The following is a 21,705-nucleotide window of genomic DNA, read 5'->3' as shown; positions in this document are numbered from 1 at the left end:
GCCGGACCGGCCGCGATGAGCGCTCTCAGCCGTGTTCGGTGTCCTCCTCGTCGTCGAGCACCTCTTCGCGCTGATCAACGACATCCGCCTCCGTCGCCTCGGGCGGCAGCTCCGCACCCGCGTCCGGAGGCAGGTCCTCCCCCGCCTCGACGCCGCTCCCGACGTCGCGTTCGGCGACCTCGCGCTCCTGCTCGGCGAGATCGGCCTCGGTTCCCGCTGGCTGACTGGGCTCGATGCCGGTCACGGTTCCTCCACTCGTCGCCGTGGTCTCCTCGGATGCGATCCATCATGCCCCCGAGACCACGGGTCGGCAGGTGCCCGACGAACGGCGACACCGCAGTGCAGCTCCTGCCGAGCAGCACCTCGGCGGCCCCGGCTGGTCAGCCGGGCGTCAGGCCCGAGGCGCCTGCACCGGAAGCGGCCTCCGCGGCGCAGGCCTGCGCTTCGAGTTCCGTCCCCAGGAGTGGGCCTGCCGCAGCCCTGCCCGCAGGACTCAGTCCTCCGGCGTGTTGATCATCGAGCCCCTGATCGTGGCGCCGTCGGCCCGGTGCAGGACGCAGTAGCTGAGATTCGTGTCGTCCAGGCCGGTGATGTCCTCGGTGTTCGTCGACCACTCCGCCGCAGTGGGCACGATGACCGTGAAGGTCAGGGCGTCCGCCTCATCCTCCGGCAGCTCGATCCGGTCCGACGAGAAGTGCAGCTGGCAGAGGCCCGTCATGTACCTGGTCAGCTCCTCCTGCCCCGGATAGGCGGTCCCGGTGTCCAGATCGAACGGCCTGTTCCGCCGGACGACCTCGAAGTCGTGGTCCTCCTCGCAGGGCACGGCGGACTCCCGGCTGAAACCCCGCCCCGACAGGGCACCGCTGGCGCACTCCTCGATCCCGAGGGAGAAGCCCGTCAGCTCGCCGCCCGGACCGTAGGCGACGGTGCCGCCCAGGTGCTCGGGAACGTCCTGGACCTGGTCCGCCGAGGTGACCAGATGAGTGACGAAGCCCCCGCCGAAGCTCGCGAGCAACCCGACGAGGAGCATGGTGAGGAGAGGCCACCGCAGTCCCTTCGACCGGACGAGAGCACCCGGCATCGGATGTCCGCCGCTGGCACCAGGGCCGTATCCCATCGGAGCAGAGGGCCCCATCGGACTCGTGACCTGCTGGGTGCCCGCCATGGCCGGGCCGGACAGCTCGGGGCGCGACGCCGTGGCGTCCAGCAGCCCGCCTGCCTGTGCCGAGGTGAGTCTGGCGTGCGGGGCGGTGATCAGCAGACCCATGATCACCGAGGCCAGCGGCCCCTGACACCGGGTCAGGTAGGGCACGTCGTTCAAGATCGCGTGCAGGGTGGCGGCCGTGGTGGGTCGGTCGAACGGAGCCCGACCCTCGACCGCGTGGAAGAGCGTGGCGCCCAACGCCCACAGGTCGGAGGAGGCGGTGGCGGCGTTCTCGCTGATCCGTTCCGGCGCCATGTAGGTCGCCGAGCCGACCAGCAGCCCGGTGGTGGTCAGGCGCGGATCGTCCGCCGCCTGCGCGATGCCGAAGTCGGTGAGCTTCGCCCTGCCGTTGGGCAGCACCATGATGTTGCTCGGCTTCACGTCCCGATGCACGATGCCCGCGGTATGGGCGGTCTGGAGGGCGTGCAGCAGTTGGCGTCCGAGTTCGACCACCTGGCCTGCGGGCAGCGGCCCGTGCGCCTGCACCACGTCGGCGAGCGTCGGCGCCTCGACCAGTTCCATGACGATGTAGGTGGCGGCGCCCTCCGACACGACGTCGAAGACGGTCACCACGGACGGATCGTTGAGCCTGCCCGCCGAGCGCGCCTCACGCAGCACGCGCTCCTCCAGGACGCCCCGTTCCTGCTGGGGCACCCCGTCCGGCAGCCGCAGTTCCTTGACGGCGACGTTCCGACCGATCACGGCGTCCTCGGCACGCCAGACGACTCCCATACCGCCACGTCCGATCTCCTCCACGAGCACATAACGACCCGCGATGCGGCGCTCTGAACGGATGGAGGCGTCCTGATCGGTCACCCTCAGTCTCCTTCTTGGCAGTGCAGTTCACTCGTTCGGCATCGTGCTCCCCACTAGGGTGGACGCCGGGTCATGCTACTGAGACTCACGCTCGGCTCATCCGGTTTCCCTTCTCGGCAGGAGCCCGCCACACCGACCACACGCCTAGGCTCGACGAGGACGATCGAGAACCCCAGTCAGGAGCGGAGATGCCCGAGCACGAATCAGAACTCGACGCCGCCCGACAGGCGACGTCATTGATCTTCGGCTTCGCGTTCTCCCAGATGCTCGGGACCGCCGTGCGTCTGGGCATCCCCGATCTGATCGGCGAGACGTCGAAGACGGTAGCGGACCTCGCAGCCGAGACGGGCACCGACCACGATGCGCTGCGCCGACTGTTGCGGGCACTCGGACAACTCGGCGTCGTGGTCACGACCGGCGACGACTTGGTGGAGTTGAGCCCCCTCGGCAGGCTGTTCCGCAGCCAGGCCCCGCACTCGCTCCATCCGATGGCCGAGTTGTACGGCGACCCCGCCTGGTGGCAGGCCTGGGGCTCGCTGGAGGCGTCGATCCGCACCGGCAGGCCGGGATTCGACGCCGTGTTCGGCACCGGGTTCTTCGATCACCTCGGCACCGACCCCGCGTTGGCGGCCCGGTTCCACCGCGCGATGAGCACGATCTCGGAGATCCAGCTCCCGGACGCCGTCCGAGGAATCTCGTTCACGCAGGGGGAGCGGCTGGTCGACGTCGGCGGCGGGGACGGCACCCTGCTTGCGGCGATCCTGGCTGCCGGACCGAGCCTGCACGGCACGGTATTCGACACCGAGGCCGCACTGGAACGTGCTGCCGAGATGCTGCGCAAGGCAGGCGTGGCCGACCGGGCCGACACCGAGGCCGGTGACTTCTTCGCGACCCTTCCCGCCGGGCGGGACGTCTATCTGCTGAAGAACATCCTGCACGACTGGGATGACGAGTCCTGTGTCCGCATCCTGCGCAACTGCCGGACGGCGATGCAGCCGACCGGCCGGGTGCTGGTGATCACGGCGCTGGTGCCGGACTGGGATCAGCCGACCGGCGATGCGAATCTCATGACCGCCTTCGGTGACATGGAGATGCTGGTGATGACCACCGGTCGAGAGCGCACTGTCGGCGAGTACGAGCGACTGTTCGACCAGGCAGGCCTTCGGCTCGGCGGGACCGTCACCCTGTCGACCGAACTCGACTCACACGTGGTGACGGCCCTGCCGCGCTGAACGGACCGGGCTCCGGCGACGAGTGCCCCGTACGCCGCCGCGCGACGGTCGGGACACGGGCGCCGAGGTTCTCGAGGCGGGACCGGTCAGCCGGACCGGTGGCGAACCGGTCGGACGCGCGGGCGCTCCGGGATGCGGCGGCCCGCATGTCGCGCCAGGCGCCGGACCGAACCGGTCGCACTGTGCTCGTCGCCTCGGGCGTACTCCGTCGGGAGGCGACGACGCGGTCTGGACGGACGTCCTCCGCCGGCGTGGCGAACCGGTTCCGTCGACGTCACGAAGGGGCTGCTCCGCAGAAGATCGGGCGCCCTGATCCTCGGGCGGCCGCCGGGCCCGCCTGCGGTCGACCTGCCCGCCGACGGGCATGTCGTCCCCCTGCCCGGCGGTCCGGTGGACCGGCGTCTCCCGGTGCTCATCGCACCGAGGCCAGTCGTGTCTTGGGACGGGGGCGGGTCAGCTCGAGGCAGCGGAGACAACGCTGCTCGTCGAAGTAGCAGACCTCGATGGGCTCCCGATTGAGCGGCGAGAAGGCGACTGTGGACTCACAGACCGGCACGACGGGGTTGTAGCCGTCCCAGTCCTCCTCGGCAAGATGGGTGTCTCCAGCGCGGACGGAACGCACGAACCAGGCGTACATGAGGACTCCGGAATGACGGGCGAACCTCGGTGCGACCGACGGATTCGCGGGTACGACCGAGGGAATCCCCACGGCGGAGGACGACACGGGCCGGTCGGAAACCGGCGGTGATCTGTCCACCGCACTCACAACGGCGTCGATTCGGCGACGACTACCGCGCCGGACTAAGTCGAGATCAGCCGAGCCATGCTGCGACGACGGTCCACCGACGTCCATATGATCACCTCCAGGGGAAGCGGCCGAGGGCCGACCCTCAGCTTGGTACGCATTCCGGCCGCGTGGTCGGGTTGCACCCGGACGTGCTACCCGATGTTGAGCCGGATGGAGTACTCGTCGGCCCCGACGAGCCCGCGACGATGCGACGGCGCGGGCTCCAACGGACTCGCGACGCCGACGCCGACGGAGCGTTCGGACGCCGGTGGACGGTCCCGCGACGGGGTCTCGGGGCGCCTCGCGAAGCCTGTGGAGTCGACATGGTCCGCATCATCGCGTCGTCGGTCGGGTTTCGCATGACGATCTTGCGAGGCTCCCCGGACGTGGCGGGCCCGAATCGGTGCAGGGCGCGCGGAGCCCGGCTGCCTGCGCCGTCCGGCGGCAGCCCGAATCGAGGCGAAGCCACGGACTGGACAGGACGAAGGCGAACGAAGTCGTGTGCTCGTCCGGACGGGCCAAGCGCTGGGTACCCAGGGCAGCCGGTCGACCGACGTCCGACGATGCGCAGTCTGCCGCTCGAGGGCAGGCAGGACGCGGCGTCGCTCTGCGGCGGGGACTCCGGCGGGATCGAGGCCCCCAACGTCGACGAAGCGGGCGACCGATGGCGATGGCGAGAGCACACGGCCGGCGGACGACCCCCAGACACCGATCCCGCGGCGAGAACCGGCCGATGTGCCCTCGGTGCGCAGAGATCAGGTGTTCAGGACGGCCTCGATCTCCAGCTGAATGGTGATCTTCTCGCCGATCACCACGCCGCCGGTCTCCAACGGCTGGTTGAAGGTGATGCCGAAGTCGCCCCGGTTGATCTCGGCCTTCGCGGTGAGCCCGACCCTGGTGCCGCCGTAGTTGTCCGGGCCGAAGCCGCCGAGCTCGACGGTCAGCGGGACCGACCTGGTCACGTCCTTGAGCGTCAGCTCGCCCTCGATCACCGGGTCCTCGCCGTCGAGCCGGATCGACGTCGAGCGGTAGGTCATGGTCGGATGCTTCTCGACCTCGAAGAAGTCGGCGGAGCGGATGTGGTTGTCCCGCCCTTCGTTGCCGGTGTGGATGGAGTTCAACACGATCTCGGCGGTGACCGAGGAGTCGACGGGATTCTCCGCCGTCACGAACTCGCCGGAGAACTCGGTGAACCTACCGCGCACCTTGCTGATCATCATGTGGCGAACCGAGAAGCCGATCTCGGAATGCGCCTGGTCGATCGTCCAGGTGCCGACGACGTAGCCGGGGATGGACGAGGTGAGGCTGGACATGCGGACTCCTCGAGAAGAGAGCGAACGACCGGAACGAGGCAAACGGACGAGATTCTTCCGTTCGCCGCCAACCTAGGCGGTCGGCGTTTCGGTGGCAAGGAAAGAGGAGGAATCCCGTCCGATTACGTAGGCTGGGCGACCATGACCTTCGGGACGGCGGACGACCAGGCCTGCCCCGGCCTGCCGCCTGCCGGGCGACGGCCGAGGCGGGATGCGGAGCGCAATCGCAGACGCATCATCGCCGCCGCCCGGGAGGCGTTCGCCGATCAGGGCATGGACGTGCCGATGGAGGAGATCGCCCGGCGGGCCGAGGTCGGCGTCGGGACGTTGTACCGGCGCTTCGAGACCCGTGTCGATCTGGTGGAGGCGGTGTTCCTCGCCAAGACACACGAGTATCTGGCAGCGGCGGAAGAGGGCCTGACGGCTCCGGACGGCTGGAGCGGCTTCGTGGGCTATCTGACTCGGATGTGCGAGTTGCAGGCCGCCGATCGCAGCCTGACCGACGTCCTCACCGTGACACTGCCGGACTGCCCCACGATGGCCCGAGTACGCAGGCAGCTGCACGAGGCGCAGCAGGCGCTGCTGGAACGCGCGCAGCGGGAGGGCTCGCTGCGCGCCGATCTGGTGGCCGCCGATGTCGTGCTGCTGCTGCTGGCCAATGCGGGCGTGGTGCAGGCCACGGGCGGCACGGCGCCGGATGCCTGGCGACGCACCCTGGCGCTCATGCTGGCCGCGCTTCCCGTCGGGGACGGCCCGCCGCTGCCGTGTCCGCAGGTGTCGGAGCGCCTGATGTCGGCGTTCCAGGCGCCGAGGACCGGCCGCAAGCCCGGTCTGCCCGAGCTGCGGTGACACCGTCGGGCAGGCGAGACGGTCGAGCCCCGATCACGACGGCCGGGAGCCGCGCCGCCTCGGGGAGCCGAGCGCCGGGCAGACTCCGACGGGCCGTTCGTCCGGACCTGATCCCCGCTGATGTCCACCTGATCGGCGGAGCCGGCCGGGCGTGATCGGACCCGATGAATCAGAAGTACCCCCTGCGGCCCCGGCGCTCCTCCCCCTGGCGTCGGGGCCGTTCCCTGTCCCGAGTGCGCGACGGTCCGAGCCGCGACGTCCCGAGTACGCGACGTCCTCGACCATCAGGCCCCGCCGAGCGGTGAGCATCCTCGGCGAGGCCCGCACCGGTCGGCTCCGGGGAATCGGACGTGCAGGCGCCCGACGCGCGGTGCCCTCCATCGGCGGCACGGCACTCACGGCGTGGCGGCCGAGGCGAGGCACGGCGGGTGAAACCAGGTGTCGACCCGGCCCGCGGCCATGCAGCGAACGCAGGTCCAGGTTCGGTGGCCCAGGAGATCGGGGGTGCAGTCGCAGGGATGCCAGCCGACGAGCAGCTCTCCGGGCAGGAGCCGATGCCGCCCGCTGGGACACCGGGGAGGCCATCGCGGTTCGCTCATATGTTCGATGCTGCGCGGGCAATAGTTGTGATCGCAACAAGATGGATGTCACGTTCGTCAGCACGTCTACCTGCAACGATCTTGGTTCCGGCACGGCGGCCGCAGCCGCCGAGCCCTGGTTTTGCACCCCCGGCAGTGCGGTCGGGTGCGAGCTGACGGGCCGTCACGGCCGCAGGGCTCCGCGGCGGTGTCGCCGCCGGCGGCGAGCAGGCGACGACACGCAGCCGGACGGGTCGGCAACGGGCCCGACCGAACAGGCTCGACAGCGCCGCCGCCGACCGCTGCGGGAGATCGGATCACGCGACGGGGCCTGCGGAGACGACCAGCCGGGATACGGCATGGAACGGCCCCGACGTACGGGGAAGTCGACCGTCGGGGCCGTCTATTCGCGGTTATCGGCACGCGAGACGGGCTGCCGGCTAGGCCGACCGGATGATCACCGGCGATCGAGCCGCCGCAATCGGGTGATTCACTCACGGCTCGTCGGCTGCGGCCTCGGTGTCGACGACGCCGAGCTGGGCGGCACAGGCGTCCCGCACCAGCACGCGCAGCTCCGACGTCGGCCCCGCCCATCCGTCGTCCCAGGCCTCGTCCACGCCGAAGGCACCCGCCAACGGCTGCTCGTAGACCTCGTCGGCGAAGTCGGCGGAACACAGCACCTGATCGACGATGCCCGCCACCCAGCGCTCGTCGGCTCTGCCCTCCAGACATAACCGGGCCAGATACCCGAAACACACCTCGGCCGCCGTGATCACCGTCTGCGGAGGCCGGATGGAGAGCTCGGCGAAGACCGCGGGAAGCAGATCCCGGGTCTGCCTCGTGTCCTGGGCGCCGAGTCCGGCGAGTTCTCGCAGGCAGGGTCCGTCGTGTCCCTGCGCGAGCCACTCGGCCGCCCACCACGGCACTCGTTCCGCCGCCAGCAGGTCGAGTACCCACCAGGCCGCCACCTGACGAGGTGGCGGAGCAGCCGACCCTAGCCCCGGAATGATCACTTCTCTCTTTCTAACCCTGTTCGAGCCGAAACTCCATCGTCTCGCGCCGATCAGGGTCGATCATCGCCCCGATCGGCGGAGTGACCACGGCAGGGGACGCGCCGAGGGCGTGGGCGGCGGCCCCTCCGACGCGGGAGTGCGGTTAAGGTGGAGGTGAACCCTCTTCACGAACCGCGGAGGGAGCAACCGATGGCACACCACGCCCCCGGCGTCCGCCGCTCGGCGCACAGCCCGTTGGGCTCGCCCCAGGTCGAGATCGCCCAGGCCCCCGGCCTGACCTGCATCCGCGATGCCAAGCACCGCCAGGGCGGCACCCTGCAGGTCAGCAGACAGGCCTTCCTGGCGTTCGTCCAGGCCGTCAAGGAAGACCGGCTGCGCCGCGACTGACTCGCCGGGCGCGCCACGCATTCGCAGGCATTCCGCGAATCGAGAAACGGGCCGGTCAGTCGTCGCCGAGGACGATCGACCACTTCGTTGCAAATTCAATTGAATTTCCGCTCGGGCAGCGGTGGTGCCATTCCGGGCAGGCCGGGATCGGGCTATGGCACTCGCCGACGCCGCGCGGCGATACGGTATAAACGATCAGCGCATCGGCGCGACCAGGCCGTTTCAGTTCGTCGCAGGCAGAACGCGCCGCACCCGTGAGCGAGGAGCAGACCGCACAGTGACGAAGGTGTTGATAGCGGCAGTACCGGTGCACGGGCATGTGACGCCCATGCGAGAGATCGCGCGGAATCTCGTCAAACGCGGACACGACGTCACGTTCCTCACCGGCAGCATCTTCCGCGAATCAGTCGAGCGCACGGGCGCCCGATTCGCACCGCTTCCCGGCCAGGCGGACCTGGCCGGTTCGTTGAACGCGCTGTTCCCGGAACGGGAGGCCCTGCGCGCCGGGCAGGAACAGATCGAATTCGACATCGATCTGACCATCCAGGGCCTGCCGGCGCAACACGCGGCCGTTCAAGAACTGCTCGCCGAGGACCCGTCGGAGCCGGTGGTCGTGGTGCACGAGACCACGTTCGTGGGTGTCTGGCCGGTCCGGCTCGGGGCGCCGGGCCGCCGGCCCGCCGGGGTCATCGGCATCGGCGTCATCCCGGTCCCGATCAACAGCATCGATCACGCTCCCTGGGGAGTGCGCCTGCCCCCGGACAGCTCGGCGGACGGCCGAGCCCGCAACACCTTCCTCAACGAGGTGGCGGCCTCGGCGCTGCGGGCGGGATCGCATCGCGACCTCGTCACGACGCTGGCGGAGCTGGGGACGACGGAGGAGCCGCCGCTGATCTACCAGGGGCTGGTCGAGATCCCCGACCTGTTCCTTCAACTCACCATCGAGAGCATGGACTACCCCCGCAGCGACGCGCCGCCGCACCTACGGCACGTGGGCACGCTGCCGCCTGGTGAACCCGATGACGTCGAACTGCCCGGCTGGTGGAGTGAGCTGACGAGTGCGTCTCGGGTGGTCCTCGTGACGCAGGGAACCCTGGCCAACTCGGACCTCGGCCGTCTGATCGAACCGACGCTGCGCGCACTTGCCGATCTCGACGCGCTGGTCATCGTGACCACCGGCAGCGACGCGGTGCCCGCCGCACTGCCCGCCAACGCGCGGGTTGCCGAGTACGTCCCCTTCGACCTCCTGCTGCCCCACGTCGACGTCCTGGTCAGCAACGGCGGCTACGGCGGCGTCCACCGGGCGCTCTGGCACGGCGTCCCGATGGTGCTGGCGGGCGACACCGACGACAAGGCAGAGGTCGGCGCCCTGGCGGAGTGGGCGGGAGCCGCGATCAACCTCGGCACCGGAGATCCGCACGAGGCCGACGTCCGCAAGGCCGTCGAGACGATCCTGACCGATCCGAGCCGGACGAAGCGGACGGAGGAGCTTGCGGCCGAGTGCCGGAGTCACGACCCCTACGAGGCGATCGCCGCCGCCGTCGAGGAGTTGGCTCGCCGCGAGGCGTGAATCACGCAGGACTCCCGCAGCAGGTCTGCACGCGGTCCGGCACGGCAGCGGCCCTCGCCACGGGCGCCTGCCCCGCTCCCCCACGGCGCCGCCCACGGCTCTGGCGTAGGCGCTTGCGTGCCGCCTGCGCCCGAGGGGCAGTGCGGGTCGTCGGCGGTGCTCCCCCGACGACAGACGGAATAGCCTGTTGCTCGCCGAGGACAGATCGACCACCTCAAGGAGCAGGCCGCACGATGACCAGGGTGTTGATCGCCGCAGTCCCGTTCTTCGGACACGTGCGGCCGTTGCGGGTGATCGCGGCGGATCTCGTCGAACGCGGACACGAGGTCACGTTCCTGACCGGCAGTGCCTTCCGTGCCGCCGTGGAGCGGACCGGCGCCCGGTTCGCGGCGCTGCCCGCCGAGGCGGATCTGCGTCCCGATCAGTTCCCCGACCGGAACTCGATACCGGCCGGACCGGCCCGGCTGGAGTACGACAACCAGCAGCTGTTCATCGCGCCGATGGCCGCGCAGCACACGGCGCTCCAGGAGCTCCTCGCCGAGGACGACGCGGCACCGACGGTGCTCCTGCACGACACGATGTTCCTGGGAGCCTGGCCGGTCCTGCACGGCGCGGCGGGCGTCCGCCCGGCAGCCGTCATCGGCGTCGGCGTGATGCCGCTGCCGCTGAACAGTGCCGATCATCCGCCTTTCGGCACCGGGCTGGCCCCGGACGGCTCCGAGGAGGGCCGGACCCGAGGTCGCAGGCTCACCGAGCACGCCGAGGCGGCCGAGCGGGCGGGCTCGCATCGCCTGCTGGCCGCCGCGTTGACCCGGCTGGGGAGCACCGAGCCGCCACCGCTGCTGTCGCGGGGCCTCGTCGGCGTGCCGGACCGCTTCCTTCAGCTCAGCATCGAGAGCATGGACTACCCCCGCAGCGATGCGCCGCCGCGCCTGCGCTACGTGGGAGCACTGCCCCCGGACACCGGCGACGCCGTCGAACTCCCGGACTGGTGGGACGAGGTGACGTCCGCGAGTCGACTGATCGTCGTCTCACAGGGCACCATCGCCAACGACGACCTCAGCAGGCTGATCGAGCCCACGCTGCGCGCCCTGGCCGATCTCGATGCGTTAGTCGTCGTCACCACCGGCCGCGACGTCGTGCCCGCCGGACTGCCCGCCAATGCACGAGTCGCCGAGTTCATCCCCTTCGACGCCATGCTCCCCCACGTCGACGTGCTGGTCAGCAACGGCGGCTACGGCGGCGTCCAGCAGGCACTGCGTCACGGGGTCCCGATGGTGCTGGCGGGCGACACCGAGGACAAGATCGAGGTCGGTGCCAAGGCCGCCTGGGCAGGGGCGGCCGTCAACCTCGGCACCGGGGACCCGGACGAGGCGGACATCCGCAAGGCCGTCGAGAGCATCCTGGACGATCCGCTCCTCCGCGACCGGGCCCGACGGCTCCAGGCCGAATACGAGGCGCACGACCCCTGCTCCGCGATCGCCGCCGCCGTCGAGCAGGCCGGGCGGTCCTGCTGAGTCGCGGCGCCTGCCTTCGGCCCGCCTGGCTCCGGCGTCAGTCGGGAGACGTCGCGAGGCACCCAGCCGCACCCGAGCCGCAGCGCTGCCGCGCCAAGGGTGCGAACAGCACCGACACGGCAGGCGCCTGCGCTGCTGAGCGGCCCCGGAGCATTCGCAGGCCGGATCACGGCTGATACGAACCCGGAGTCGCCGGTTCAGACCGGCGGACAGCCCCGAGGCCACCCCGCCGAGGTGAGCAGCGGGCTCATCTCCAGCGCGGTGGCCGCGAGCTGACCCGGCGATCCGGTGAGCAGGGCGTCCGGGGGAAAGTCGCGCAGCCACTTCGCCAGGAGCACCGGATCGTCCGCCGTGACGAGCAGCCGTTGGAAGTCCACCGGCAGCGACCGGTTCGTGGGCAGCGGAAACTGTCGCCTCATGCGCACACCCCACGGCAGTCCCGGCAGCTGCGCGTCGAGACGGATCGGCAGCTCCAGGGCGAGCCGGCGGGCAGGCGGCACGACACGAGGCTGGCCGAGGCAGGCGTCGACGAAGGCGTCGTAGGGATCGAGACCGGTGGTGGCCGCACTGAGATCGGCCATGCCGCTGAGCCTGCCGTTGACCTCCAACACCTGGAGCCTGCCATCGCAGACGGCGAAGTCGATCTGCCATGGACCGCACACGTCGAACTGGTCGGTCATGCCGCGGATGAACCCGGCCAGCTCGGTGATCACGGCAGGCGGGAGCGCGATCGGAGCGAGCCGCGCCCGATGCCCCGGAATGCAGCGCTGGTCCAGCGGACCGAAGGAGGCGATCGGCCAGCAGTCGGTGACGTTCGCGCCGCTCAAGAGTTCGAGGCCGAACTCCTCACCCCGGCAGACACGCTGAACGACGACGGGGAAGGCGGTCAGCGGCAGCGTCGTGAGGCGCTGCTCGGTGTCGACATGCCAGCGGCCCGCGCGTGGGAGTGACCTGGCCTCCTTCACCATGACGGGCAGGCCGCCGATCCGACGCACCGCCGACTCCAGTTCCTCCACCCGGTCGCAGATGACGGCCTCGGGCACCGGCCAGCCCGCCGCGAGCGCGACGCGATGGAACATCGCCTTGTCGGTGACCAGGTCGGCGAAGCGGGTCGAGTGGACGACGGCGTGCCTGCCGGGGCCGCGCCACGCGTCGGCGGCGGCGGCCAGGCTGGGCAGCAGCTGTTCCTGGTCGACCGGATAGAGGCTCGGGATGACCAGCTCGACGTCTTCCTCGGTCCAGACCGCCAGCAGGTCCTCCGGTTCCGCACTCGCCGCCAGGTGCCGGTGACGAGCCCGCCTGCCGACGTAGTCGGCGACGTCCGTCGGCCCTAACAACACCAGGTCGTGGTGGCCGGAACGGGTGATGGCGTCGACCACTCGGTCAGCACGGAATTCTCCGATGACGGCGATCCTCATTGCGGCTGCCTCGTCTTTCGTCCTGGACACGGGCCTGCGGTAGCTGGCACACCGCCGGTCGATCTCGTGGCTGCCGTCGCGACATCACGAGCCCTGTCACCTGAACTTCGCGGATCTACCACCCTTAGTGACGGACGTCGACTACTCATCGTAATGATCTCCGTGGGTGGCGGACCACTCGGCACAGCAGTCCCGTCTCCGACGATGCATCCGGCGGGCCGAGGGTCGACCGCGTCCTGCCCATCGGCGACGAGCGCTCGATGCGGCGCCCTTCGCCGTGCGTCACCGGGTTCGACTGCGTACCGCCGCCTGCGCCGATCCGCCGACCGCGCCGAGTCGAGCACATCGAGCCGGGTGTCTCGGGCCCGGCGCAGGGCGGAGGAACGACTTGGTGGCTCGAGCCGGCACGGCTGAACGGTCTGCCGCGTGCGCCGACCCAGGACCACTCGAGTGAGTTAATCTCCTCGGTAGTCTCTCGACGACCGCTGACCGGTCGTGACAACTTCAGACGTCCCCGGCGGGGGAAGCCGGTCGAAGTCCGGCGCTGACCCGCAGCCGTGGTTCGTGCCGAGGCACGACGAGCCGGAATGCCCGTCCGGGGACGAGGGCTCGTTCACACTGTCGTGGTCCGCAGGTGGAGTCCGATTCGAGCACGCACGCCGACGTCGGCGGCGCCTGCTCTTGGTCGGATGCCTCTCTCGACCCGCTCGGGGAAGGCATCGAGGCATGTCGGGTACCACGCTGCGCAGGCCGCAGACCGCCGCCGGACACCGGATCGTGGTCGAGACGCCCTCGCTCCGCGCCGCGCAGGCCCGTCGGCGGCCCCGAGACCGGCATGACAGCCCTCCTGCCGAGCGGCCCTGCGAGCCCCGTGCCTCCGGGACGTGGGCGGCGTGACCGCATCGGTGCTCCGGGCCTCGACGCGGCTCCCGAGAGCCCTGCATCCCGGTGCCTGGTGGTTATGGGCACTGGCCCTGGCGGCCGCAGCGGGCCGCACGACCAATCCGCTGCTGTTGTCGCTGATCCTGGTGGTGGCGGGGTACGTCGTGGTCCGGCGTCGCGGCCGGGCGCCGTGGGCCGCCACGTTCCGGATGTACGTGTACCTCGGGGTGTTCATCGTCGTCATGCGCGTGTTGTGGCGGATGATCTTCGGGGGCGGTGCGGGCGAGCACATCCTGTTCGTGCTGCCGGAGATCACGCTCCCGGAGGCGGCGGCGGGCATCCGGCTGCTCGGCCCGGTGAGCGCCGAGGAGCTGCTCGGCGGGCTCTACGACGGGCTGCGCCTGGCGACGATGCTGATCTGTCTCGGCGCGGCGAACTCGCTGGCCGATCCGCGCCGGATGCTCAAGGCGGTGCCTGCGGCGCTCTACCAGATCAGCACGGCCGTGGTGGTGGCCCTCTCCGTGGCGCCGCAGCTCATGGAGAGCGTCCTGCGGGTCCGCCGGGCCCGGCGGCTGCGCGGCGGCAGACAACGCGGGCTCCGGGCGTTGCGCGGCATCGTGGTCCCGGTACTGGCCGATGCCATGGACCGGTCGCTCGCCCTGGCCTCGGCGATGGACTCCCGAGGGTACGGCCGGTTCGGCGACACGCCGAGGCGCACTCGTCTGCTGACCGGGGTGCTGGTGATCGCGGGCCTGCTCGGCGTGTGTGTCGGCGTGTACGGGCTGTTGGACGGCACCCGGCACGCCTTCGGGCTGCCGATGGCGGTCGCGGGCCTGCTCGTCGCCGGTGCGGGCTTCCTCGTCGCAGGCAGGCGAATCCGCCGCAGCGTCTACCGGCCCGACCGGTGGCGCCTGCCGGAGACGCTCGTGGTGCTGTCGGGCCTGACCGCCGCCCTCGTGCTCACCGTGACCGCCGGGGTCGACCCGGCGAACCTCTATCCCTCACTCAGCCCGCTGAGCTGGCCGACGGTGACGCTGCCGCCGGTGCTCGGCATCCTCGCGGGAGTCGCCCCCGCGTGGTTCGCCCCGCCGCCGGAGGTCCGCTCATGATCCGCTTCGAGGAGGTGGCGGTCCACTATGGCGAGTCCGCCCCCGTCCTGTCCGGTGTCGACCTGGAGATCGAGGAGGGCGAGCTGTGCCTCGTGGTCGGTCACACCGGCTCGGGCAAGTCGACGCTGCTCGGTGCGATCAACGGCCGGGTGCCGCACTTCACCGGCGGGACGCTGCGCGGCCGAGTCACGGTGGCGGGACGGGACACGAGGACGAATCCACCCCGTGAACTCGCCGACCTGGTCGGAGTCGTCGGCCAGGACCCGCTGGCAGGTTTCGTCACCGACACGGTGGAGGAGGAGCTGGCCTACGGCATGGAGCAGCTCGCGATTCCCGCCGAGGTGATGCGCAAGCGCGTCGAGGAGACGCTGGACCTGCTCGGAATCGCGGAGCTGCGGGACCGGTCGCTGCGTTCCCTGTCTGGTGGGCAGCAGCAGCGGGTGGCGATCGGCTCGGTGCTCACCGTGCATCCTCGGGTGCTGGTGCTCGACGAGCCGACCTCGGCGCTGGACCCGACGGCCGCCGAAGAGGTGCTGGCCTCGGTCACCCGGCTCGTGCACGATCTCGGGGTCACGGTGGTGATCGCCGAGCACCGGCTGGAACGGGTCGTGCAGTACGCCGACCGCATGGTCTACCTGCCCGGCGACGGCGGCGTGGTCGACGGGCGGCCCGCCGAGGTGCTGGCGGACGCGACGCTGGCGCCGCCGGTGGTGGAGCTGGGCAGGCTGGCGGGCTGGACGCCGCTGCCGTTGTCGGTGCGCGACGCCCGCAGACGGGCGCCTGAGCTGCGCGCCCGGCTGACCGACCACGCCCCGCCCGCGCCGGAGAGGGCGGCGACGGAGTCGCCGCTGCTGTCGGCACACGACGTGGTGGTGCGGCACGGCGACGTCGTGGCGGTCCGGGCGGTGAACCTCGACCTGCACGGCGGTCAGGTCACCGCGCTGATGGGCCGAAACGGCTCCGGCAAGTCCTCACTGCTGTGGGCTCTGCAGGGTTCGGGCCGCCGCGCGGGCGGCACTGTGCTCACCGGCGGACTCGATCCGGCGGCCGAGCCCGCGCATCGGGCCAGGGCTCTCGTCGGCCTGGTGCCGCAGACGGCGGCCGACCTGCTGTATCTGGAGACGGTCGCCCAGGAGTGCGCGCAGGCCGATCGGGAGTCGGCGGCGCCGCCGGGAACCTGCGTGACGCTGCTGGGGCGGTTGATCGACGAGGTCGACCCGCACGGTCATCCGCGTGATCTGTCCGAGGGGCAGCGACTGGCGCTGGTTCTGGCGATTCAGCTCGTCGCCGCGCCGCCGGTCGTGCTCCTCGATGAGCCGACCCGGGGCCTGGACTACCGTGCGAAGCGGGCATTCGGCGCCCTCGTCGCGGATCTGGCCGCGCAGGGCCGTTCGGTGGTGATCGCCACGCACGACGTGGAGTTCGTCGCGACCGTCGCCGACCGGGTGGTGGTGCTCGCGATCGGCGAGGTCGTCGCCGACGGCACCACCACGGACGTCGTGGTCTCCTCGCCGTCGTTCGCGCCGCAGGTGGCGAAGGTGCTGGCCCCGCAGTCCTGGCTGACGGTGGATCAGGTACGGCAGGCGCTGGCCGATGCGGCGGTGCCGCGATGACCGAGGGCGCAGGCATCCCGGCGGCGGAGGGCACGACCGAGACGCCCCGAAGCCGGGTGCGGGTCGTGCGCGTGACGCCGCGCCGCGCGGTGGTGCTCACGCTGGCCTCGGCGGCGGGGCTGGCGATGTTCCTCTGGCCGCTGTTCGCCTCGGAGTCCCCCGATCCGACGGCTCGCGCGGCCAATGCTCCGCTGGTCTTCGTGGTGCTGCTGCCGTTGCTGCTGGCGATCGTGCTCGCCGAGATGTCGGACTCCGGCATGGACGCCAAGTCGCTGGCGCTGCTCGGCGTGCTGTCGGCGGTCAACGCGGGGCTGCGCCCACTCGGCGCGGGCACGGCGGGCATCGAGACGGTGTTCTTCCTGCTGGTGCTGGCGGGCCGCGTCTTCGGCCCCGGTTTCGGCTTCCTGCTCGGATCGACGTCGCTGTTCGCCTCCGCCCTGCTCACCGCGGGCGTCGGCCCGTGGCTGCCGTTTCAGATGCTCTCCTCCTCCCTGCTGGGACTGGGCGCCGGGCTCCTGCCCGCCCGGCCTCGGGGCCGGGCCGAGATCGCGATGCTCGCCTGCTACGGAGTCCTCGCCGCCTATGTCTTCGGCTTCCTGATGAACATGTGGTCCTGGCCGCTGCTCGCGGGAACCGACACCCAGCTCTCCTTCGTGCCGGGCGATCCGATCACCGAGAACCTGCACCGCTTCGTGCTGTTCACTCTGACCACCTCCACACTGGGCTGGGACACCGGACGGGCGATCACCAACCTGGTGGCGATCCTGCTGGTGGGTCCTGCGGTTCTGGCGGTGCTGCGCCGAGCCGCCCGGCGAGCCGCCTGGGACACGCCGCTGCCGTCGTCGGCCCGGCGGAGCTGAGTACCCAATGTGACGAGCGCCGAGCCCGCCCGGCTTGATACTCCTCTCGGACCAATATGTGCAATCAACCGGACCATTCTTGACAATGCGAAGCGCGAACTACTGAATTCGCTCCCCGAAAGCACCAGCGCCGCCCGGTGTTCATTCCGATAGAATCCAGTGGAAATACATCGGAAACGACTCTCTCGACATCCGCCCTACAGTGTTTCGCACCGGGACGATCGAGTGATCACCGTCGATCAGCAGACCGTCTCGAACACGGGGGCCGGTGCCGCACGGGGAGAACCGGTCGGGGAGACGGCGAGAAGCGGGCTTGTCGATGACATCGGATCAGCACCACTCAGACGAGGCGGACGACTCGGTGGTCGGACTCACCGGAGCGCGATTCGGCCCGTCCACCCGGCGACGCGCTCGCCACGACACACCGAAACCGAACGAGGGAGCCACGGCGTCGACCTCGGACTCGGTGACCGGCACGAGTCGCGCTTCGGTCGGCAGTACCGGCGCCCGATTCGGCGGGGCCGCGCGGCGGCGACGCGATCGGGATGACGACACCTCCCCTGCGGAGACGGTGCAGGCGGAGAACGCCGTGCACATCGACTTCGATCAGACCAGGTCGTCCCGACCGGTGCCATGGAACGACCCGCTGGACGAGGTCGGCGAGGAGTTCGAGGAGGACCCGATCTGGCCGCCGAGCGTGGGCGAGCCGGGGACCTGGCTGGAGGCCTCTTTCACCGGCTCGCTGGTCCGCCCGTACGCCAGGACGGGGGGCCGCACCTCGGTCGCCGTCGACCTCGCGATGGAGACGCTGATCTCCTCGTCGACGGGACCGGTGTCGATCACGACGGCGGCCCGCCCCGAGCTTCGACGGATCACCGAGATCTGCGTCGAGCCGCGCTCGCTGGCGGAGGTCTCCGCGCTGCTCGCGCTCCCGATCGGGGTGACCAGGGTGCTGATCGCCGATCTCGCCGAGTCGGGCGGGGTGCAGGTGCACCAGCCGATCGACCCGCGGCGCCTCGTCATGAACGGCGACTTCCTGCAACGGGTACTCACCGGCCTGCGCAGGCTGTGAGCAGCGCGGTCGCCTGACGACGGCGGCTAGCCACCGAGGGAACGATCACGCAGCGTGACTCTCGCGACGTCCTGGGCGGTGATCGGCGATCGTCCCGGCGGGTTCTCCCGGCGACGCGCCTCGACAGGACCCGAACGGGCGTCCGGTCGGAGTCGACGCCGTCCCGTCGAGGGGCGACGGCTGTTTCCCGGCGAAGGCCGGGGGTACCCGCCGCACATGAACGCAGTACAGCGATGGTTGAAGTCCCTCGAGTCGCGACAGTCCGTCGACGGGGCGGCCGAACGCCTGCGCGCACGGGTCCGTCCGTTCCTGCGGGACCGCCCCGCCCTGGACAAGGCGCTGCGTGGTGAGTGGGCGGGGCACGCGATCCACCCGGCGCTGGTCACGCTGCCCATCGGCTGCTACAGCGCGGCCGCCGTGTGCGACCTGCTCGGACGGCGCGAGACCGCCCGGCACCTGATCTCCCTCGGGCTGCTCTCGACGCCCGGTGCGGTGATCACCGGGCTCGCCGAATGGAGCGATCTGGACCTGCGGCAACGCCGGGTCGGCCTCGTCCACGCGATGGCCAACGCGACCTCCTCGGTCTGCTACCTGCTGTCGTGGCTGTCCCGACACCGCAGCGGCGACACGGCGGGGCGCGGCTGGGCCGTGCTCGGCCTGGCGGCGGTCGGCGCGGCGGGCGCGATCGGCGGTCATCTGACCTATGCGCAGGGCGCAGGCGTGTTCCGCTGGTCCGATCGGCCGGCCGAGGCGGTCGGCGAACGGCCCGGCCCTCAACCGCGCACCCCGTCCGACGACGCGACGGCGGGCGGGCGTCACGAGCGGGCAACCCGGCCCGGCGGGTCGTGACCACGGCGGGCAGTCGAGTGGTCGTCGTGGGGGCCACCGGCAATGTGGGGACGAGCGTCGTGCGCAGCCTGGTCGCCGACCCACGGGTGGGCGCCGTCATCGGCGTCGCCCGGCGCAGGCCGACCTGGCAGCCGCCGAAGACGACCTGGCGGACGGCCGACATCACCGAGGACGACCTGACCGAGGTCTTCCATGGCGCCGACGTCGTCATCCACCTCGCCTGGCGGTTCCAGCCGACCCACGCTCCCGCCGTCACCTGGCGGACCAACGTCCTCGGCGGCATCCGGGTGTTCGACGCCGTCACCTACGCCGGGGTGCCTGCGCTGGTGTACGCCTCGTCGGTCGGCGCCTACTCCCCCGGCCCGAAGGATCGGGGCATCGACGAGAGTTGGCCGACGCACGGCTGGCCGGGCGCCGCGTACTCGCGGGAGAAGGCCTATCTGGAGCGGGTCCTGGACGCCGTCGAGGACAGTCGCCCCGACCTGCGGGTGGTGCGGCTGCGGCCCGGCATCATCCTGCAACGGCAGGCCGCGCGCGCCCAGCACCGGCTGTTCGCCGGTCCGCTGCTGCCCGCCGCGCTGCTGCGGCCCGGCGGCGTGCCGTTCGTTCCCGACCTGCCGGGGCTGCGCTTCCAGGTGCTGCACGCCCAGGACGTGGCGGAGGCGTTCCGGCTGGCGGCACTGAGCAGCGCGGCAGGCTCCTACAACCTGGCGGCGGAACCCCCGGTGGATGCCGCCCTGCTCGCCGACTGCCTCCAGACCAGGGTGTCGCGCCTGCCGTCGGGCCCGCTGCGCGCCGCGCTGGCGGCGGCCTGGCGCCTGCGGCTCGTGGGGGCCTCGCCCGACCTGTTCGACGCGCTGCTGCGGATGCCCCTGCTGGACACCACGCGGGCCCGGGTCGAGCTGGGCTGGTCGCCCGTGCACAGCGCCCGCGACACCCTCACCGAGGGTCTGCACGGCCTGCGAGAGGGTGCGGGCATGGCCACCCCGCCGCTGGCGGCGGGCGGACTGGGCAGGACGCTCGGCAGGCTGCGGGTCACGGCCACCCGGCGGCGCTGACCGACGCGGGCCGGGTGAGCCGCTGTTCGAGACAGCCCGTCGAGGCCCGGAACGACGCGAGCATCGAGCGATCCGGCTGGTCGACCGATCGCCTTCTTGACCTTGACGCTCAACGGCAGGCTCCTACGGTGAGCGCCCCCGTTGGTTCCCGGTCAGGAAGGCGCATACCCGACCATGATTCCTCTTCGCTCACGAGCGAGCACGTCGTCGTCGGACTGGTCAACGTCGTCTCCATGACCTTCGTCGTGGGTCCTTTCCCCACCCGGCCTGCCGCGACGGCCGTGCCCGACGACGCCGGGTGACCGTCCACGACGGCGAGGTCCGGGGAGAGATCGCGAGTTCCGGCTCTCGTGTCATCGAGAGCCGGCTCCGGTGGCATTGCTCTCCGAGGCGCCGATCGCCGAGGCACCGTGGTCGAAGGCCGCCACACGGGCGGCCGATCCGTCCCGAGAGGACGAATCGGCCCGGCGCACCCATCGCAACGGCAGGGCGGGGACGCGGCGGGGCAGGCGGGAGGCGCCGGCCCGACGTCGAGACACCCCGACGTCGGCCGGGTCTCCGAGCCGGGCGGCCCTGGTCAGGACAGCGAGTCGAGCACGCCCGAGAGCACCGGATGCCAGCGTTGCGCGATCTTGCGGTCACCGGACTCGACGGGGTGCACCCCGTCGTAAGTGTCCACCGCCGTGTCGAATCCGGTCCACTGATCGACGACGAGCACCGCAGACTGCGCCGTGGTCAGCTCCGCCGCCCACGCCGGGATCGCCGCGTTCAACTCGACGACCCGCTGGGCGCACTCGCCGCAGTTGCTCGGCGTCATCGGGATGATCTGCGCGACGAGGACGTGCATGTCGGGGTTGTCGGCCCGCATCTGCGTCACCAGCGTGGTGAACGCCGACAGGATCGTCTCGGTCGGCCGCCCGTTCCAGGCGTCGTTGGTCCCCAGGTGCATCAGCACGACGTCCGGGCTGGTCGCGGACAGCCAGCCGGGCAGCAGGTTCTGGTCGGCGATGCCGGTGGCGAGGAAGCCGCCGTGTCCCTCGTTGTCGCCGTCGTGGTCCACGCCGCAGCCCTGCGGGCCTCGGGTGCCCACGAAGTCGATGTCGGTGTGGCCGGAATCCTGGAGGTCGTTCCACAACATCGCCCGCCAACACCCCGGCGAGCCGGTGATCGAGTCGCCCAGCGGCATGATCCGCACCGGGTCCTGGGCGGCGGCCGCCTGCCCTCCGGTCACCGCGACCAGCATGGCCGTCAAGATCGTCATCACCATGCCGAACACGACACTGTGCACAGCCTTTCCGCGCATCGCTCGTCTCCCGATGTCGTCGACGGCGACCCACGGGCGGCGCGTCTCGGCGTGCGGGGCGGGATCGCCGGACGCCGCCGGACGACCGAGTCGCGGCTCGATCGCCTGCCGAGGGAAGCACCCGGGCGAGATGCTCCTGCCGCCGTCTCGACCGTACGGCGGCGGGGACCGCACCGATAGCGGCCCGTCGGGGGGCGTTCGCCCACCGAACGGCGCAAGACCGGTCGGCGAGCCGATGACGGCGTGCTGCAGGTTCGGCGTCCGGGGCGGGAGCG

The 21,705-nt window shown here is 71.1% G+C and carries 19 protein-coding genes and 1 riboswitch; of the genes, 12 read left to right on the top strand and 7 right to left on the bottom strand.

Annotated elements, in window-relative coordinates; genetic code table 11:
* Positions 1–25 precede the first annotated feature (25 nt).
* On the bottom strand, positions 26–244 hold the full coding sequence (locus UA75_RS13270; RefSeq protein ID WP_075740506.1) for a hypothetical protein: 219 nt from the start codon (positions 242–244) through the stop codon (positions 26–28).
* A gap of 249 nt (positions 245–493) precedes the next feature.
* A complete protein-coding gene (locus tag UA75_RS13265; RefSeq protein WP_075740505.1) occupies positions 494–2,020 on the bottom strand; it encodes a serine/threonine-protein kinase in 1,527 nt (508 codons plus the stop codon).
* Between the two features lie 188 nt (positions 2,021–2,208).
* On the opposite strand from UA75_RS13265, the gene UA75_RS13260 reads away from it, so the two are divergent.
* Positions 2,209–3,252, top strand: a complete 1,044-nt coding sequence (locus tag UA75_RS13260) for a methyltransferase (protein ID WP_075740504.1) — start codon at positions 2,209–2,211, stop codon at positions 3,250–3,252.
* 412 nt (positions 3,253–3,664) lie between these two features.
* Here the strand turns inward: UA75_RS13260 and UA75_RS13255 are convergent, their stop codons facing one another.
* Both UA75_RS13255 and UA75_RS13250 read right to left on the bottom strand, forming a co-directional pair.
* On the bottom strand, positions 3,665–3,889 hold the full coding sequence (locus tag UA75_RS13255; RefSeq protein ID WP_157434159.1) for a hypothetical protein: 225 nt from the start codon (positions 3,887–3,889) through the stop codon (positions 3,665–3,667).
* A gap of 905 nt (positions 3,890–4,794) precedes the next feature.
* A complete protein-coding gene (locus tag UA75_RS13250; RefSeq protein ID WP_075740502.1) occupies positions 4,795–5,352 on the bottom strand; it encodes a YceI family protein in 558 nt (185 codons plus the stop codon).
* A 141-nt stretch (positions 5,353–5,493) separates the two neighbouring features.
* On the opposite strand from UA75_RS13250, the gene UA75_RS13245 reads away from it, so the two are divergent.
* A complete protein-coding gene (locus tag UA75_RS13245) occupies positions 5,494–6,201 on the top strand; it encodes a TetR/AcrR family transcriptional regulator (protein ID WP_083683174.1) in 708 nt (235 codons plus the stop codon).
* Between the two features lie 1,072 nt (positions 6,202–7,273).
* Here UA75_RS13245 and UA75_RS13235 read toward each other — a convergent pair.
* Complete coding sequence (locus UA75_RS13235) at positions 7,274–7,747, bottom strand: hypothetical protein (RefSeq protein WP_198043011.1); 474 nt, start codon at positions 7,745–7,747, stop codon at positions 7,274–7,276.
* A gap of 234 nt (positions 7,748–7,981) precedes the next feature.
* On the opposite strand from UA75_RS13235, the gene UA75_RS13230 reads away from it, so the two are divergent.
* From UA75_RS13230 to UA75_RS13220, 3 genes are all read left to right on the top strand, one after another.
* Positions 7,982–8,179: a DUF397 domain-containing protein gene (locus tag UA75_RS13230; protein WP_075740499.1), complete on the top strand. Its 198-nt coding sequence runs from the start codon at positions 7,982–7,984 to the stop codon at positions 8,177–8,179.
* A gap of 277 nt (positions 8,180–8,456) precedes the next feature.
* Positions 8,457–9,749, top strand: a complete 1,293-nt coding sequence (locus tag UA75_RS13225; RefSeq protein ID WP_198044255.1) for a glycosyltransferase — start codon at positions 8,457–8,459, stop codon at positions 9,747–9,749.
* A gap of 233 nt (positions 9,750–9,982) precedes the next feature.
* Entirely contained in the window at positions 9,983–11,266 is a 1,284-nt protein-coding gene (locus tag UA75_RS13220) for a glycosyltransferase (RefSeq protein ID WP_075740497.1), read from the top strand.
* Positions 11,267–11,463: 197 nt separating this feature from the next.
* Here UA75_RS13220 and UA75_RS13215 read toward each other — a convergent pair whose 3' ends face one another.
* Entirely contained in the window at positions 11,464–12,684 is a 1,221-nt protein-coding gene (locus tag UA75_RS13215; RefSeq protein ID WP_075740496.1) for a hypothetical protein, read from the bottom strand.
* Positions 12,685–13,173: 489 nt separating this feature from the next.
* A riboswitch (cobalamin riboswitch) is annotated at positions 13,174–13,298 on the top strand.
* Positions 13,299–13,577: 279 nt separating this feature from the next.
* Here UA75_RS13215 and UA75_RS13210 point away from each other — a divergent pair.
* The 7 genes from UA75_RS13210 (at position 13,578) to UA75_RS32810 (ending at position 20,429) form a co-directional block, all read left to right on the top strand.
* On the top strand, positions 13,578–14,675 hold the full coding sequence (locus UA75_RS13210) for a CbiQ family ECF transporter T component (RefSeq protein WP_232237741.1): 1,098 nt from the start codon (positions 13,578–13,580) through the stop codon (positions 14,673–14,675).
* A complete protein-coding gene (locus UA75_RS13205; protein WP_075740494.1) occupies positions 14,672–16,288 on the top strand; it encodes an ABC transporter ATP-binding protein in 1,617 nt (538 codons plus the stop codon). The genes UA75_RS13210 and UA75_RS13205 overlap by 4 nt, the downstream gene beginning before the upstream one ends.
* Positions 16,285–17,148, top strand: a complete 864-nt coding sequence (locus UA75_RS13200; RefSeq protein WP_083690686.1) for an ECF transporter S component — start codon at positions 16,285–16,287, stop codon at positions 17,146–17,148. Before UA75_RS13205 ends, UA75_RS13200 begins: the two co-directional genes overlap by 4 nt.
* A 319-nt stretch (positions 17,149–17,467) precedes the next feature.
* Positions 17,468–18,220, top strand: a complete 753-nt coding sequence (locus UA75_RS13195) for a DUF742 domain-containing protein (protein WP_075740493.1) — start codon at positions 17,468–17,470, stop codon at positions 18,218–18,220.
* A 216-nt stretch (positions 18,221–18,436) separates the two neighbouring features.
* Entirely contained in the window at positions 18,437–19,069 is a 633-nt protein-coding gene (locus UA75_RS13190) for a DUF2231 domain-containing protein (protein WP_198044254.1), read from the top strand.
* Positions 19,070–19,095: 26 nt separating this feature from the next.
* A complete protein-coding gene (locus UA75_RS13185) occupies positions 19,096–20,127 on the top strand; it encodes an NAD-dependent epimerase/dehydratase family protein (RefSeq protein ID WP_232237740.1) in 1,032 nt (343 codons plus the stop codon).
* Between the two features lie 128 nt (positions 20,128–20,255).
* Positions 20,256–20,429, top strand: coding sequence for a hypothetical protein (locus UA75_RS32810; RefSeq protein ID WP_157434155.1), 174 nt, complete (start codon positions 20,256–20,258; stop codon positions 20,427–20,429).
* Positions 20,430–20,704: 275 nt separating this feature from the next.
* Here UA75_RS32810 and UA75_RS13180 read toward each other — a convergent pair whose 3' ends face one another.
* Entirely contained in the window at positions 20,705–21,430 is a 726-nt protein-coding gene (locus UA75_RS13180) for an SGNH/GDSL hydrolase family protein (RefSeq protein ID WP_083684034.1), read from the bottom strand.
* Positions 21,431–21,705 lie beyond the last annotated feature (275 nt).

It is taken from the genome of Actinoalloteichus sp. GBA129-24, from assembly GCF_001941645.1.
GTDB classification, from domain to species: domain Bacteria; phylum Actinomycetota; class Actinomycetes; order Mycobacteriales; family Pseudonocardiaceae; genus Actinoalloteichus_A; species Actinoalloteichus_A fjordicus.
The sequence above is the reverse complement of the archived record's forward strand: the minus strand, read 5'-3'. Positions and strand labels throughout refer to the sequence as shown.

Excerpts from the sequence above, each read along its gene's own strand:
- UA75_RS13260 (WP_075740504.1), top strand. The coding sequence starts at position 2,209 with ATGCCCGAGCACGAATCAGAACTCGACGCCGCCCGACAGGCGACGTCA.
- UA75_RS13255 (WP_157434159.1), bottom strand. The coding sequence starts at position 3,889 with ATGTACGCCTGGTTCGTGCGTTCCGTCCGCGCTGGAGACACCCATCTT.
- UA75_RS13250 (WP_075740502.1), bottom strand. The coding sequence starts at position 5,352 with ATGTCCAGCCTCACCTCGTCCATCCCCGGCTACGTCGTCGGCACCTGG.
- UA75_RS13245 (WP_083683174.1), top strand. The coding sequence starts at position 5,494 with ATGACCTTCGGGACGGCGGACGACCAGGCCTGCCCCGGCCTGCCGCCT.
- UA75_RS13230 (WP_075740499.1), top strand. The coding sequence starts at position 7,982 with ATGGCACACCACGCCCCCGGCGTCCGCCGCTCGGCGCACAGCCCGTTG.
- UA75_RS13220 (WP_075740497.1), top strand. The coding sequence starts at position 9,983 with ATGACCAGGGTGTTGATCGCCGCAGTCCCGTTCTTCGGACACGTGCGG.
- UA75_RS13215 (WP_075740496.1), bottom strand. The coding sequence starts at position 12,684 with ATGAGGATCGCCGTCATCGGAGAATTCCGTGCTGACCGAGTGGTCGAC.
- UA75_RS13205 (WP_075740494.1), top strand. The coding sequence starts at position 14,672 with ATGATCCGCTTCGAGGAGGTGGCGGTCCACTATGGCGAGTCCGCCCCC.
- UA75_RS13200 (WP_083690686.1), top strand. The coding sequence starts at position 16,285 with ATGACCGAGGGCGCAGGCATCCCGGCGGCGGAGGGCACGACCGAGACG.
- UA75_RS13195 (WP_075740493.1), top strand. The coding sequence starts at position 17,468 with ATGACATCGGATCAGCACCACTCAGACGAGGCGGACGACTCGGTGGTC.
- UA75_RS13190 (WP_198044254.1), top strand. The coding sequence starts at position 18,437 with ATGAACGCAGTACAGCGATGGTTGAAGTCCCTCGAGTCGCGACAGTCC.
- UA75_RS13180 (WP_083684034.1), bottom strand. The coding sequence starts at position 21,430 with ATGCGCGGAAAGGCTGTGCACAGTGTCGTGTTCGGCATGGTGATGACG.